The sequence below is a fragment of the Trinickia sp. LjRoot230 genome, from assembly GCF_964253315.1.
Lineage (GTDB): Bacteria > Pseudomonadota > Gammaproteobacteria > Burkholderiales > Burkholderiaceae > Trinickia.
In genome coordinates, this window is record NZ_CAXUQX020000001.1 from 1,317,430 (window position 1) to 1,333,262 (window position 15,833).

The 15,833-nt window shown below is 65.6% G+C and carries 5 protein-coding genes; 4 read left to right on the forward strand and 1 reads right to left on the reverse strand.

Annotated features, from left to right (window positions below; all coding sequences use genetic code 11):
* The first annotated feature begins 5 nt into the window (after window positions 1-5).
* Genes fhuB through ACSQ20_RS06270 form a run of 3 tightly spaced genes read left to right on the forward strand, consistent with a single transcriptional unit; the run spans window position 6 to window position 3,996 of the window.
* The gene (gene fhuB, locus ACSQ20_RS06260) at window positions 6-2,093 is read left to right on the forward strand and encodes a Fe(3+)-hydroxamate ABC transporter permease FhuB (RefSeq protein ID WP_436022945.1); all 2,088 of its coding nucleotides are present in this window, start codon (window positions 6-8) and stop codon (window positions 2,091-2,093) included.
* A complete protein-coding gene (fhuF, locus tag ACSQ20_RS06265; RefSeq protein ID WP_436018297.1) occupies window positions 2,090-2,980 on the forward strand; it encodes a siderophore-iron reductase FhuF in 891 nt (296 codons plus the stop codon). The genes fhuB and fhuF overlap by 4 nt, the downstream gene beginning before the upstream one ends.
* Before the next feature lie 50 nt (window positions 2,981-3,030).
* Complete coding sequence (locus ACSQ20_RS06270; RefSeq protein ID WP_436018298.1) at window positions 3,031-3,996, forward strand: ABC transporter substrate-binding protein; 966 nt, start codon at window positions 3,031-3,033, stop codon at window positions 3,994-3,996.
* Window positions 3,997-4,007: 11 nt separating this feature from the next.
* On the opposite strand, the gene ACSQ20_RS06275 is transcribed toward ACSQ20_RS06270, so the two are convergent.
* On the reverse strand, window positions 4,008-5,780 hold the full coding sequence (locus ACSQ20_RS06275) for a cyclic peptide export ABC transporter (protein ID WP_436018299.1): 1,773 nt from the start codon (window positions 5,778-5,780) through the stop codon (window positions 4,008-4,010).
* Between the two features lie 224 nt (window positions 5,781-6,004).
* On the opposite strand from ACSQ20_RS06275, the gene ACSQ20_RS06280 reads away from it, so the two are divergent.
* Window positions 6,005-15,832 (forward strand): amino acid adenylation domain-containing protein, encoded by a 9,828-nt coding sequence (locus tag ACSQ20_RS06280; RefSeq protein WP_436018300.1) that lies wholly within the window; start codon window positions 6,005-6,007, stop codon window positions 15,830-15,832.
* The last annotated feature ends 1 nt before the right edge of the window (window position 15,833 follow it).

Consider the following 15,833-nt stretch of genomic DNA (forward strand, 5'->3'; position numbering starts at 1 on the left):
CGCCTATGCGGGTGGCCGCGCCCAACCGGGTGGCGCCGATCGGTGCGGCGCTCGTCGTATTGCTGTTGGTCATGGCCACGCTGCGGCTTTGGCCGCAGATGCGTGATCTGCTGGCGTTGGTGCCTACGAGCGAAGTCCATCAGCCGACACTCGTGCGTGTCTTGCTATTCGATCTCGGCTTGCCGAGAGTCGTTGCCGCCATCGTCGCGGGCGGATGTCTCGGCCTTGCTGGCGCGCTCTTTCAAGCGCTCACGCGCAATCCGCTCGCCTCGCCTGATTTGCTCGGCATCACGGGTGGCGCTCAACTCGGTCTGATCGCGGCGATGACGGTGCCGAGCCTCACCGGCGTGGCGCCGGTGCCGCTTCTTTTCTGCTGCGGGCTCGGTGCGGCGGCATGCGTTGCGGCGGCGGCCGGCGGTTGGCGCGCTACGCCGTTGCGCCTGCTGCTGGCTGGCAGCGTTTGTATGTTGCTGTTCTCGGCGCTCACGACGGTGCTGCTCGCATTCAACGAGCAAAGCATCGCAGGTGCCGCGCTGTGGGCAAACGGCAGTCTCTATCAGCCGGGCGCGGACGGGCTCAAGGCCGCCGCCGGTTGGCTCGTCGCGCCGCTCATCGCGCTGCCCTTCGTGCTTCGCCCGCTCGAACCGCTCGCGCTCGGCGACGAGGCAGCGGTGGCCGTCGGGGTGCGCGTCGATGCGGCGCGCCTCGGCGCGCTGATCGTGGCGGTGGCGTTCGCGAGTGTCGCCGTGAGCGTGGCCGGACCGCTTTCGTATGTCGGGCTCGTCGCACCCAATCTGTTGCGGCAATTGCGCGGCGCAAAGGCTTCGAGGCTTGGCGCGCTGATGCCGCTTTCCGCGCTCGCCGGCGCTTGCCTCGTGCTGGCGACCGATAGCGCCGTCCTGGCGCTCGGCGTCGATACGACGCTGTCGACAGGCGTTGCGATCGCGCTGATCGGCACGCCTTTGCTGCTCGCGATGATTCAACGCGGTGCAATGACGGGGGGCGACGCACGCGCGATTGCAGGCGATGGCGTCATGCGGCCGGGGCGCTCGCTCGTTTCGCTTTCACTTTCGTTTTCGTTTTCGTTTTCGCGTGGTGGGGTGCCGCGGCCGGTGCTCGTTGCGATGGCGGCCGTTGGCTTCGGCGCGCTTTTGTTCGCCGGTGCCTCGCTCGGGCCGACCTTCATCGCGCCGTCGCGCTGGATCGCGGCACTCAACGCGCAAGACGACGTAGCACGCATGCTGCTCGAACTGCGCCTGCCGCGCCTGATCTGCGCGCTACTTGCGGGAGCGCTGCTGGCGGCGAGCGGTGTGCTGATGCAAAGCGTTACGAGAAACCCGCTCGGCGGGCCGGAGGTGCTCGGCGTCACGCAAGGCGCGGCGCTTGCCACGTTGATCGTCCTGACGGCGTGGCCGCTCGCCGGGCACGTGCCGCTTGCCGGCGCCGCGCTCGCGAGCGGCGGTGCCACACTTGCGCTGACGCTGCTGCTGAACCGGCGCCATCGTTTCGCGCCGCTGGCGGTGGCACTCACCGGCATCGCGCTGGGTACGCTCTGGACTACGCTCGCGCAATGGTTGATCATCGAGCAAAGCGTGCAGCCGGCGCGTTTCGTCGTTTGGCTCGTGGGCGGCACCTACGGCCGCAGTTGGGGTGAGGTCGCGATGCTGGTGCCGTGGTGTCTGGCGGCGGTGCCGGCTTTGGCGCTATTGGCGCGGCCACTCGATCTGCTTGCGCTCGGCGACGACCAAGCGGGCGCGCTCGGTTTGCCGATTGCCGTCTTGCGACCGGTGGCGCTCGGCATCGCGACGTTCGCGGCTTGTGCTGCGGTCGCGGCTGTCGGGCCAATCGGTTTCATCGGTTTGATGGCGCCGCACCTCGCTGCGATGCTGGGCGCACGCAGCCACCGCGCGCGCTTGTCGATGGCCGCCTTATGTGGCGCGTTGCTGCTGGCTGCCGCCGATGTCGCTGCGCGCACGCTGCTCGCGCCGCGAGAAATCCCTGCTGGCGTGCTCACCGTGCTGATCGGTGCGCCTTATTTGCTGACGCTGCTACTGCGCGAGGCGCGCCGCGATAAGCAAGGTGGCCGGCGATGAATCAGGCAGCCAGCGCCGACAGGCTGCCTTTAGCAGACCTGGTCGTCGGAAGGGAACCTGCGAGGAGTGCGCAAAACTTCGTCGCGCTCGCGCCTGCTGCGCTGGCACCGTATGTCGAACAGGTGTGGCTCGGCATGCCTGCTCCGTGTCGGCATGCGAGCGAGCATACGCAGTGTCAATCGGTCGTGATTCCTTTGACGGCGCTCGCGCACCATCGCCGCGTATTGCTCGACGCGATGGTGCTTATCTATGGCGGCGATCCTGAAAAACACGTCCGCGCGTTGCTTTCGCAATGGAGCAAGTATTACTTCGGGCTCGTCGCGCCGGCCGCGGTTGTCGCGGCATGGGGGCTGCGTTGCCCGCTCGACATGTCACTCGCGCGGACGCACCTTCGTCTTGAAGATGGCATGCCGACCGCGCTCTACTTTGCGGACGATGCGTTTGGCCCACCCGATACGCGTCGCATTAACCGCTATCGGCCGTTCGTCGAACATTTGCGCGAAGTCATCGAAACGCTTTGTGCGATGACGCGCATCGCGCCGCGCGTGCTGTGGAGCAATGTCGGCAATCTGCTCGATTACTTGTTCACGCAATGTGCCGCCGATGCGAATGATGCGAACGATGCGAATGAAGAGGCGGCTTGGCTCTTCAGCGTGAACGGATGCTATGGCAACGGAGCGCCCAATCCGCTGTACGCGCCGCTTCGCGAAGTCCATCCGCGCTCGATGCTGCTGCCGAACCCGTTTCGTGCGCGTCGTGTGTGCTGCGTGCGCTATGAAATTCCCGGAGAAACGCAACTGTGTGGAAGCTGTCCGCTGCTGCTGACGATGAACGACGAAACACTCGCGCTGCAAAACGCAGTGCGTTGCGGCAATGCGCTCGAATAGCACGACGTCGTCTCAGGTTCGATTTCATTGCGCTGACATGCGCCGCGCTGATGTGCAGCGCGCCCGTGTGGGCCGAGCCACTCGCGCCCCGCGATGCATCGGCGTCAGCATCGGCATGCACACCGCTGGGAGCCAACCCGACTGTCTCTCAATTCAGCCGATCCATGCCCGAGCGGCCGAAGCGCGTCGTGGTGCTCGAATTCATGTTTGCGGAGGGCCTCGCGGCACTCGACGTGACACCGGCAGGCATGGTCGACAAAGCCTCGTACGCGAAATGGCTCGGCTACGACGACGCGCGCTTCCTGCATGTGCCCGACGTAGGCACGCGCCAAGAGCCGAGCTTGGAGGCGATTGCGTCGGTGCGACCCGATCTGATCATCGGCGTCGGTTTTCGACATGCGCCGATTTTCGCGGCGCTCGATCGAATCGCGCCGACCGTGCTGTTCCAGTTCAGCCCCAACGTGGTCAAGGACGGCTTGCCGCTCACGCAGCTCGACTGGACCCGGACGATCTTTCAGACAATCGGCTGCCTGAGCGCGCACACCGACAAAGCACGTGAAGTGCTGGCGCAACTCGACGCGGGGCTTGCGCGCGACGCCGAGCGGCTCGCCCGCGCGGGCCGCAGCGGCGCGCGTTTTGCGCTATTGCAGGAGTTGGGTCTGACCGACCGGTACTGGGCCTATGTCGGCAACAGCACCGCGGCGGGCCTGGCACGCGCGCTTGGCCTCGTGCTTTGGCCCCCCGAGCCGACGCGCGAAGGCACGCAGTACGTGAGCTCGCAAGATCTGCTGCATGAACCGAATATGGCGGTGCTGTTCGTCAGTGCCACTGATGCCGGAGGACGGCTCGAGGCGAAGCTCGACTCACCGGTCTGGCGTTTCGTGCCGGCGCTGAGGGAAGGGCGCGTGGCACTCGTCGAGCGCAATATTTGGGGCTTCGGCGGGCCGATGTCGGCGCTGCGGCTTGCCGGCACGATCACCGACACACTGCTGACGCTACCCGCACCTGCGCGATAGCGTGGCATTGCTCAACCGTTGGTTCCGTCGCTCGGCGTGCCGTGATTCGCCGTGGTCGTCATGTTTGCCAGCGGCGCCAACGCACCGCGCGTCTGGCTCACGACGTTCCCGTTTTCGAGCTTGAGCACGCGGTCGGCCACCGCGAAGTAGCGGTCGTCATGTGTGATGACGACAACCGTCTTGCCGCGCGCACGCAACTCGGGCAGCAACTGTTCGTAGAACACGGCCTTGAACGCAGGGTCCTGGTCGGCAGCCCATTCGTCAAACAGATAGAAAGGGCGATCTTCAAGGTACGCGACGACGAGCGCAAGCCGCTTGCGCTGCCCGGTCGACAAGGCGCGCGTCGAAAACGCGCCGTCGACGACGCGCACTTTGTGATCGAGCGCCAACTTCGCCACCAGCGCGTTGGCCCGTGCATCGGTTTCGGCGCGCGACGGCGCGTTGGCGTCGACGATACCGAGCAGCGCGTCGAAGAGGTGGAAATCGCCGAAGACCGCAGTGAAATGCTGGCGATAGGCTGTGCGCGCAGTGGCATCGACGGGCTGGCCGTCGACTTCGATCACCCCGGACTCCGGCTCGTAGAGACCGACGAGCACTTTCGCGAGCGTCGTCTTGCCGCTGCCGTTGCCGCCGACGATAAAGGTCAGTTCGCCCGGATTGAAGCGCAGATCAATGGGCCCCATCCGGAACATACGTTCGTCGCGTTCGTGAAAATACGCGTGCGTGACGCCGCGCAGCGTCACGGTGCCGAATGGCGCCCGGGATGCTTGTTCCGACGGCGCCGGCTCCGCCCGCATTTCTCCGAATTCGGCCATCACGTGCTCGATGCGCTCAAGCGAGACGCGGGCCGCATTGACGGTCGGCAAGTTGTTGAGCAAGCCGTCGAGCGGCACGAGCATGAACAGGAACACCACCAGGTAGCCGGCCGTCGCCGTGCTGCCACCTACAGCGAGTGCCGGCCAAAACGCGGCCGCTCCGAGAAAAACGTAAAAGACGAAGATGATCCAGCCGACGCCGAACGCATAAGAGCCGAACGCGCGCCGGCGGTGCTCGCGCACCTCGTCGATCGCCCCGCGCAAATGGCCGTCGACGAATTGTCGCGCCCGCACCTCGTGCAGCTTCAGTTCCTTCGCGCCGGAGAACAGCGCGCCGAGATAGCCGAACAGCTTGTCTTGCGCGTGGCCAGCCGCTTCGAGGGCCGAAATGGCGCGCTTGTCGCCCGTGTAGTAGCCGAGCGAGCCTGCGACGATCGCCGCCAGCGCAAGCGCGAAGACGGGCCACGACAGCCACGCGAGGTAGCCGAGACAGCCGAACACGATCGAGCCGTGCATGACGATGTTGGGCAGCGCGAAAAAAAGCATCGATACGTTGGTGGCGTCGTCCGTCAGGACCGACTGCACGGGCGCGGCGCCGATGCGCTCCACGTCGCGCAACTGCGCGGCTGCCACGTGGCGGGCAACGCGTTCGCGCAACTGCGCCATCGTGTCTTGCGACAAGCGCGCGAACAGGACGCCTGAGAGCACGCGCGTGACGAGCGCGATCACCGCGCACAACGCGAAGCGCCATACGAGGTTGCTGTCGGCAGGTTGTGACTGCGACAGCGCTCGGTTGAGCGTCGCGACCAGCAGCACGCTTGCGACGCCGTTCAATACACAAGCCGTCAGCGCGAGCGCAAACGCGCCCCACGACCGGCCGAGCAGCGCGGCGATCAAACGCACGGCGGTGGTTCGCGCGGAACTAAGCGGGGAGGCGGCGGGGGCGCCGTGGTGTTCGTCGTCGGTCATCGGCTATTTGTCGTTCGTCAGTGAGAAGGCGGCGTGGTGCGGTTCTCTTTGCTAGACGTTTGCGCGGTCCCGAAATTTAAGTCCGCCGATCGTCAAAACCAAAAATCGTAAAAATTTGCGTTTGCGAATCGTCTCACCAGTGAAGCCGCCTTATTGCGATCCCGCATTAAGGCAGACATAGCCGACATGGCCGAATCTGGCCAGATCCGAAGGACCTCACGCAAATGACGAGTTTTCAGTCCGCGTTGCATCATCGAATTCGCGCGCTCGCACGCTTGTCGCCTCAAGTGCCTGCGTTCGCTATGCCAATGCCAACGACGCCCATGAGCCTCACGATGCACGGCGAGGCGCACGTCACGCTCACGCGCGGCGAGCTCGATGCGCGCGCGGCACAGCTCGCCGCGCAGCTACGTGAAGCGGGCGTGGGCACCGAGGTGCGTGTTGGCGTGTGCGTTGAGCGCTCGTGCGAGCTCTTCGTTGCGTTGTTGGCCGTGTTGAAGGCGGGCGGCGTTTTTGTCCCGCTCGATCCGCGTCATCCGTCGGCGCGTCTCGATTGGATTGCGCGCGATGCCGGACTTGTGCACGGTATCGTCGATCGACATGCCGATGAAGCGACACGCGCTCGCTTCGAGCAATGCTTCACCGTGTCGCAAGACGATGCGGCGCCCGCTTTCAACCCGCGTGCTTGTCACGATGGCGTGGAGGTTCATCCGCGCGCTGCCGCCTACATGATCTACACGTCGGGCTCGACGGGCACGCCGAAAGCGGTCGTCGTCGAGCACGGCGCGCTGGCGGCACACTGCGAGGCGCTCGCCGCGATGCTGCCGGTCACATCGACCGATCGTCTGTTGCATTTCGCGTCGATCAACTTCGATGCCGCGCACGAATGCTGGCTCGCGCCGCTCTCCGTGGGCACGAGTGTGGTTATCGCGCCGCCCGCGCCGTTTCCGCCCGATGCGGCACATGCGCTGATTGTTCGCACGCAAGCCACCATTGCCGCGTTCCCGCCGGCCTATCTGCGCGAGTTCGCAGCGGTGGCGCAGCGCGCGGGCGTGCCGCCGTCGTTGCGTGTGCTGGCGTTTGGCGGCGAGGCGCTCTCGCAGGCCGCTTTCGTCGATGTGCAGCGCGTATTCGGCGCAGTGCGTCTGGTGAACGGCTATGGGCCGACCGAGGCGGTGATGTCTCCGATGCTTTGGCCTGTCGAGCCAGGCGCCGCAGCGCATGTGCCGACGAACGATCCGTATGCGTCGTTGCCGATCGGGTGGCCGATTGGGCCGCGCGTCGCGCGCATCGACGGTGCAGTGAAGCCGGGTGAAGCTGGCGAGTTACTGCTGGGCGGATTGTGCCTCGCGCGCGGCTACGACGGGCGCCCGGCATTGACTGCCGAGCGCTTCGTTCCCGATCCGCAAGGCGCACCCGGCACACGCGTCTATCGCACCGGCGACATTGCGCGCGAACGCGCCGATGCGGCCTTCGACTACCTTGGCCGCATCGACGACCAGGTCCAGGTGCGCGGCGTGCGTGTCGAGCCGGGTGAGGTCGCGGCTTGTCTGCGCGCGCATCCGAGCGTGCGCGATGCGGCTGTGCATGCTGATGTGGCCGGGGACCGCACACGGTTGATCGCCTGCGTCGCGATGGAGGACTCGCTGTTCGACGATGCGTCGCTGAAAGCATGGCTTGCAGCGCGCTTGCCCGATGCGTGGCTGCCACATCGCTACCTGCGCTTCGAGCAACTGCCGTACTCGTTGAATGGCAAGCTTGATCGCGACGCGTTGCGGCAGCGCGTCACCGCGTTGCCTGTTGCGGCGGCGCGTGAAGATTATCTTGCCCCGGAAACCGACACAGAGTGTCGACTCGCTCAACTGTGGCAGCGGATCTTGCGCGAGACGGTGCCGGTCGGGCTCAACGATCGGCTCTTTTCGCTCGGCGTCGATTCGCTTGCGGCAATGCAGTTGCAAGCCGCGATCAGGATCGAATGGCGCGTGAATCTGCGGCTCGATGCGTTGTTCAACGACCCTTCGCTTCGTGCGCTCGCCGCGTTAATCGATGGCAGCGAAATCGAAAACGATGCGCACGCGATGATGTCGATACACGCGTCGTCGCCGTCATCATCTTCGCTTGCTTCATCGCCCGATGCGCCTTTCGTCGATCGGGCTGCCTCGTTCGCGCAGCAGCGCTTTTGGGCGTTGGCACGCACGCGCGATGCCGGCGATGCCTACCATATTGCCGCGCACTGGGAACTGTGCGGGCCGCTGGACGCTGTTGCGTTACAGCGCGCACTCGATTGCGTGATCGCGCGGCACGAGGCATGGCGCACGACACTGATCGAGCGCGATGACGGCATCGTCATGCAGCGCATTCATGCCGAACTTCCGGTACCCGTGCAGCGCGTGCAGCTCGATGAAAACGCAAGCGAACAGGCGCAGGAGGCCCACGCCGCGGCGCTGGCTGAAGCACATGCTGCCGAACCGTTCGACCTGTCGCAAGGCCCTCTCGTGCGAGCCACGCTCGTCGCTTTCGCCGCAAACCGCCATCGTTTGATGCTGTGTGCGCATCACGCGGTCACCGACGGTTGGAGTTCGCGGATCGTATTCGAAGAATTGGCAGCAGCGTATGCCGCGTTGGTCGACGGCAGCGATGCCACGCGATCACCGCTCCCGATCCAATACGCCGACTACGCCGAATGGCAGCGCGCGTTTGTCGCCGGCGAGCAAGGGCAGCGTCAACGCGCATACTGGCGCGCCAAGCTTGCCGGCGCGCCGGGGCCGCTGGCGCTGGCGTACGATCGATCGCCCGAGCCAGCCCGCGATTGGCGCGGCGAGCGCACGACGCTGCGGTTGTCAGTGCAAACGTCGGCGGCTGTGCGCGCACTCGCCCGGCGTACGCAAGCGTCGACGTTTACGGTCTTGCTGGCCGCTTTCGACGCGTGGCTTTATCGCTTGACCGGCCAAACCGATATCGTCGTGGCGACACCGATTGCCGATCGCCGGCGGCCCGAGACCGCGCCGATCATCGGCCTTTTTCTGAACACGCTTGCACTGCGTGCACGCGTCGAGCCGCTTGCGCCTTTCAGCACATTGCTCGATGCGGTGCGCGCCACGGCGCTCGAAGCCTACGCGCATGAGGACCTGCCGTTCGATCAGGTGCTCGACGCAGCCAAGCCGCAGGTGCCGCATGGGGCGCCGTGGCTGCGCGTGAAATTTGCGCAGCAATTCGAAGCGCGGCTCGTATCGGCGTTGCCAGGCGGGCTGACGGCGGTGGCGTTGCCTGGGCCGGACTTTGCGGCACGATTCGACTTCGCGCTCGACTTTACCGATGGCGAAATCGGCGAAGTCGGCGAAAGCATCGAACTCGTGGCCGCCTACGCGCGGGACTGCATCGACACAGCGACGGCGAACGCGTGGCTCGCGAGTTTCGCGTCGCTCGTGGCCGATGGCGTGCGCGATCCGCAGCAGCCGGTGACGGCACTCGATTGCGCGGATAGCGCAGCGCATCGGGCCGCACGCGAGGGTCGCCGTTTGCCGCTTGCGCATGCTGACGTGCTCGCCGCATTCGCGACACATGCGAGCGCGACGCCGCATCGCGTCGCACTCGTCGATGCAGATGCCGAGACGACACTCACGTTTGCCGCGCTCGACGATGCGTCGGACCGCGTGGCACTGGCGTTGCGTCAGCGCGGCGCCGCGGCGGAGTGTCCGGTGGCGGTGTGCATCGAGCGCTCGGCCGCATTCGTCGTTGCGCTGCTCGGCGTGCTCAAGTCGGGCGCGTACGCCGTGCCGCTCGATCCTTCCGCACCAGCCGAGCGTCTTGCTGCTGCCGTCGATGCCTGCGGCGCCGAGTGGATCCTCGTTGCAGGCGAGGCACCTGCAACGACGTCCATGCGTGCGCAAACGCTCAGCATAGATGCGATAGCAAACGATGCGGCGCTCGCCAGCACCGAATTTCGGCGCGCCCGCCTGACGCCCGAGCAGGCGGCCTATCTAATCTATACGTCCGGGTCGACCGGTGTGCCAAAAGGCGTCGTCGTCTCGCATCGGGCGCTGGCGGATTATGTTGAAGGCATGCTCGACGAGTTGGCGTTCTTACCCGATGCGTCGATGGCGATGGTCTCGACCGTAGCCGCCGATCTCGGCCACACGACGCTGTTTGGTGCATTGTGTTCGGGCCGAACGTTGCATTTGTTGCCGGCCTCGTGCGCGTTCGATCCCGATCGCTTCGCACACGAGATGCGCACGCGTGCGGTCGGCATCCTCAAAATCGTGCCCAGTCACCTTCACGCGTTACTCGAAGCGCAGCACGCGGCTGACGTGTTGCCCGAGCATGCGCTCGTGATGGGCGGCGAAGTGTTGCAGTCGACGTTGGTCGAGCGCGTTACTGCGCTCAAGTCGGGTTGTCGTGTCATCAATCACTATGGGCCGACCGAAGCAACCGTCGGAGCACTCACCTGCGATGCGAGCGCATTTGGGTTGATGCGTACAGGCGACAGTGTGCCGCTTGGCATGCCGCTGCCGAACGCATATGCATGCGTGCTCGATGCGTATGGCGCGCTCGTGCCGCCCGGTGCAACGGGTGAACTCTATTTGGGCGGGACCGGCGTGGCACGTGGCTATCTCGGCCTTGCCGCTGCAACGGCTGTGCGATTCGTGCCGCATCCTGATGCGTACGGAGAGCGCCTTTATCGCACGGGCGACCGTGTGCGGTTGCTGGCTGACCGGCGCATCGCGTTTCTCGGCCGTTTCGATGACCAGGTGAAGATACGCGGTTATCGCGTGGAGCCGGGCGAGGTGAGTGCCGCGCTACGCGCGATTGACGGCGTGGCTCAGGCCGAAACACTGGCGTTCGAGCACGAGGGCCGGTTGCGACTCGCCGCGTTTGTGAGCGCGCATCGCGACGCTCGCATCGAGCATGCCGCGTTGCGCGACGCGCTCTCATTGCGCCTGCCGGAACATATGGTGCCGGCGACGGTGACCGTGCTGGCTGCGTTGCCCGTTACGGCCAACGGCAAGGTCGATCGCGCGGCGTTGCGGGCGCATGCCGCTACTGCCGCTACTACGGAGGCTGCCGCCGCTGGCTCGGTGAGCCACACGACGGCTGCCGACGCGCCGCTCGGCTCGGTCGAAGTGGCCCTCGCCGCGGTATGGGCCGACGTCCTCAAAACACCTCACGTCGGCCGCGACGACAATTTCTTCGAGCTTGGCGGGGACTCCATCCTCATCTTGCAAGTGATTGCCCGTTCGCGCAAGCGCGGAATCAGCTTGACGCCGAAGCAGCTGTTCGACGCACCGACCGTGGCGCAACTCGCACGTCTCGCGACGGTGACGATGACGATGACGCAAGGCCCCGCATCGAATGTCGCGCCCGCGATTGCGGCCGGCGTTAAAGCGTCGGCACTCACGCCTGCGCAACACCGGTTTTTCGCGCTGGACATTGCTCAACGCGGTCATTGGAATCAGTCGGTGACATTCGACACGCGCGCACCGCTCGATATCGAGGCATTTGCGCGCGCGTTCGAAGCGCTGCTCACGCATCACGACGCATTCCGGCAGCGCTTCGTTCAGCGGGGCGAACGCGGCCCGTGGACGCTTGTCTACGCGCCGCGTGCATTCGAGACGTTGCCGTTGGCATTAACCACCGCACGCGACGAAGCCGATGCGATCGCGCAATTCGATGCGCTGCAATGCACGCTCGACCTCGCTCTCGGGCCGCTCGCGTGCGCGTTGGTCGCGACGCTCCCGGACGGCTGCACTCGGCTATACCTCGCGATACACCACTTGATTGTCGATGGGGTGTCATGGCGAATTTTGCTCGACGATCTCGATGCGGGTTATCGTGCCGCGTGCGAGCGGCGCAGCATTCGTCTCGGGCCCACCGGCGTGCGCGCCGACCAATGGGCTGCTCGGCTATCGCTTGCCGCGTCCGATGCCGCTTCGCCGCTGCCGGTCGAAGCGGCCTATTGGGCGAAGCAGGAAGCGCCGAACGCAGACGTTCGGCTCGATCATCCCGATGCGCGGGCGACCAACGCCGATGCGGCTGTCGTCGATCAGACGCTCGATGCGGCGCTGACCCGCACGGTGCTGACCGACGCCAATGTCGCCTATCGTACGCAAGCGATCGACTTGCTGATTGCGGCGTTAGCGGCTGCGCTAAGCGAACGATCGGGCAATCACGATGCGGCTGAGCCAGAGCGCGGCGTCTATCCAATCGAACTGGAAGGCCACGGACGCGAAGCCTTATTCGACGATATTGACGCTAGCCACACCATTGGCTGGCTCACGAGCCACTATCCGGTCGTGTTGCCGATCGAGCGTGCGCTCGCAGACACGCTCGCCGCAGTGAAGGACGCGTTACGCGCGGTTCCGAACAAGGGCCTCGGATTCGGCGTTCTGCTCCACGCGGGCGAGCCTGCGATCCGCACGAAGCTCGCCGCGCTGACGCGCCCGCACGTGACATTCAACTACCTCGGTCAGCTCGACACACCGCGCGATGGCGTGCTGCTGCCGCACTTCGGAGGTGCCGGCTGTGAGCGCGATCCGCGTGGCCCGCTTGCGAATGCACTGGCAATCCACGCATGGCTCGATGGCGATGGCCATGGCGATGGCGCACGCACACTCAAACTGCGATGGGTCTACGGGACGACGCAATTTGAGCGAGCGACCATCGACGCATTGTCGGCGCGTTTCGAAGCCGTGCTCCGCGAGATGACAGCGGCCTGCGTGGCGCGTGTCGGGCAGCGAGGCGGTGGTAGCGGTGCGACACCGGCAGATTACCCACTGGCGCGCTCAGCGGGCCTCACGCAGGATGTGCTTGACCGTACGGCGCTTGATTGGCGAACGATCGACGACGTCTATCCGCTCGCACCGATGCAGCAAGGCATTTTGTTTCACTCGCTGATGGCGCCGGAGCGTGCGACGTATGTGAGTCAACTCGTGGCAACGCTCGTCGCGCCCGATATCGAGCGCCTGTGCGCGGCGTTCGAGGCGGCCGTTGCTCGTCACGATATTCTGCGCACCAGTTTCTTGTCTGACGAAGCGGCACCGATGCAGATCGTGCACAGGCGTGCGCAGCTGCCGGTGATCGTGCTCGATTGGCGCCACGACATCGGCCAGACGCCACCTTCGCTCGACACCTGGCTTGCCGACGATCGCGCACGCGGCTTCGACTTACAGATGCCGCCACTGATGCGCTTGTCGCTGATTCGGCTGAGCGACGACGAATGGCGTCTCGTATGGACGCGTCATCACTTGCTGCTCGACGGCTGGAGCACAGCGCGTTTGCTTGCTGAGGTATTGCGCGAGTATCGCGAGCCGCCGTCGCGTCTGCGCGCGTTTGCCGCGCCGGTCAAGACACGCTATCGCGACTTTATCGCATGGCTCGGTACACGCGACGTCGAAAGCGACCGTGCGTATTGGCAGCGGCGTCTCGCGCATCTGGACGAGCCCACGCTCGTCGCGGAGCGTGACGCGGCCTTTGCAGGGCACGCACACGCTCGACAACGCGTCTGGCGCGCGTCGCTCGACGCGGCGCTGACGGCGCGCATGACCATGACCGCACGCCATCTCAAGATCACGATGAACACGTTGGTGCAGGGCGCGTGGGCGCTTGCGTTGCAGCGTATCACGCATCGTTCGTCGGTCGCATTTGGCGCAACCGTGGCGGGCCGCCCACACGCGCTAGCCGACATCGACACCGTGCTAGGCCTATTCATCAACACGCTGCCCGTGATTACTGCGCCGCTGCCGCAGCGCCGCGCCGCGCAATGGCTGCGTGAACTGCAAAGCGAGAGCGCCGCTGCAGCCGAACACGCCCATACGCCACTTTACGAGATTCAACGCTGGGCGCGACAGAGCGGCGGCGCGCTGTTCGACACACTCATTGTGTTCGAAAACTACCCCGTCGATGAAACAGGGTCCAGCGATGCGAGTGAAGCGTTGAAGATACGCGACCTGCGCAGCATCGAAGCAACCGATTTCGCGTTGACGCTCGTGATCGAATCGGCAACGGGGATGACGATCGACTATGGCTACGACGCGGCACGCATCGACGAGTCGCGTGTGGTCGCATTGCATCGCGCCTTCGCGGCCTGCCTCGACGCGTTGGCGAGCGACTCCGATGTGCGGCTCGGCGCGATTTCGATTGCGGCGCCTGAAGATATCGCGATGGCGGCGCGCTGCAACGCGAGCGCGCGCAGCTGGGACGACGTAGCGCGCATGCCGCTGCACCGCCAGTTCGAGCGTGCCGCGCGGGCGACGCCGGACGCCATCGCGCTGGAATTCGCCGACGCACAAGGCGTGATGCGGCAGATGCGCTATGGCGAGCTCGACAACTGCGCGATGCGCTTGGCCGCATCGCTCGTTGCCGCGGGCGTCACGCCCGATACGCCCGTCGCGCTATTCGTCGAGCGTTCGTTCGACATGGTGATAGCGATCCTCGGCGTGCTCAAGGCGGGCGCTGCATGGCTGCCGGTGGACCCGGACTATCCGGACGAGCGCGTGGCCTACATGCTTGCGGATGCCAAGCCTGCCGTCGTGCTGACACAAGCGCCGCTGCGTGCGCGTGCCGAGTCGGCGTGCGCATCGTGCGAAAACGTGCGGATCATCACGGTGGCCGATCTGATGGCGAGTGTCGTCACCCACGATGTCGATATCGACATTCCCATCCATGACGAACAACTGGCCTATCTGATTTACACCTCGGGCTCAACCGGCAAGCCGAAAGGCGCAGGCAACACGCACGGCGCGCTTGCCAACCGCATCGCCTGGATGCAGGACGCGTATCGCCTGACGCGCGACGACGTCGTTCTGCACAAGACGCCGTTTAGCTTCGATGTTTCGGTATGGGAGTTCATGTGGCCGCTGTCGGTCGGCGCGAAGCTCGCGATCGCCGCGCCGGGCGAGCACCGTGATCCGGCGCGTCTCGTTGCCGCGATCGAGGCGCACGGCGTGACGACGCTGCATTTCGTGCCGTCGATGCTCGCCGCGTTCCTCGCGTACTTGGCCGATGCCGGCGACGAGCCGCGCTGTGCGAGCGTCGAGCAGATCGTGGCAAGCGGCGAGGCGCTGACGCCGGACCTCGTCGCTCGCACAGCGCGACAGTTGCCGCACGCGCAGCTCCACAACTTGTACGGCCCGACCGAAGCGGCAATCGACGTATCGCATTGGCACTGCACGCCGGGCGACAGCATGGGCACGTCGGTGCCGATCGGCCGGGCAATCGCAAACGTGCAGTTGCATGTACTCGATACTGCTTGGCAGCCTGTGCCGGTCGGTGCGATCGGCGAGCTTTATCTGGGGGGCGCTGGTCTCGCGCGCGGCTATCTGGGCCGGTTCGCCATGACGGCCGACCGTTTTGTGCCCGATCCGTTTGGCGCGCCAGGTGCGCGGCTGTATCGCACGGGCGATCTCGCGCGACGCCGCCCGGACGGCGCGCTCGACTACCTGGGCCGCGTCGATACGCAGGTGAAACTGCGCGGACAGCGTATCGAGCTCGGCGAAATCGAAACGCTGCTGCGCGGCGCGCCGGGCGTGCGCGATGCGGTTGTGGCCGTGCGCAATGAGCAATTGATTGGCTACGTCGTGCGTGGCGCGCAACCGTTGCCGAATGAGACAACGCTGATCGAGACGTTGCGCGCGCAACTGCCGGCCTATATGGTGCCGGCCCGGCTGATCGAACTCGAAGCACTGCCGCTGACGCCCAACGGCAAATGCGATCGGCACGCGTTGCCTGCGCCGGCAGCGAAGACATCGAGTGAGACGGCGCCGAGTACCGCGACCGAGCGTGAGCTGGCGGCAATCTGGCAACAGGTGCTGAAGGTGGACGCATTCGGACGCGACGACGACTTCTTCGCGCTTGGCGGACATTCGTTGCTTGCAACGCAGGCGAATGCGCAGACGAATCTGCACTGGGCGATATCGCTACCGCTGCGCACGCTGTTCGACGAGCGCACGTTGGCACGCTGCGCGGCCGCGATCGATCTTGCATTGGCCGCGCGCGGCGATGCCGCCGACGCGGCAAGTGCGATCGATGCGCTGCTTGGCGAACTGGAAACGCAATGAG

What these genes read in the sequence shown, in the direction of transcription:
- fhuB (WP_436022945.1), top strand. Translation starts at nt 6, where the DNA reads ATGCGGGTGGCCGCGCCCAACCGGGTGGCGCCGATCGGTGCGGCGCTC.
- fhuF (WP_436018297.1), top strand. Translation starts at nt 2,090, where the DNA reads ATGAATCAGGCAGCCAGCGCCGACAGGCTGCCTTTAGCAGACCTGGTC.
- ACSQ20_RS06270 (WP_436018298.1), top strand. Translation starts at nt 3,031, where the DNA reads ATGTGCAGCGCGCCCGTGTGGGCCGAGCCACTCGCGCCCCGCGATGCA.
- ACSQ20_RS06275 (WP_436018299.1), bottom strand. Translation starts at nt 5,780, where the DNA reads ATGACCGACGACGAACACCACGGCGCCCCCGCCGCCTCCCCGCTTAGT.
- ACSQ20_RS06280 (WP_436018300.1), top strand. Translation starts at nt 6,005, where the DNA reads ATGACGAGTTTTCAGTCCGCGTTGCATCATCGAATTCGCGCGCTCGCA.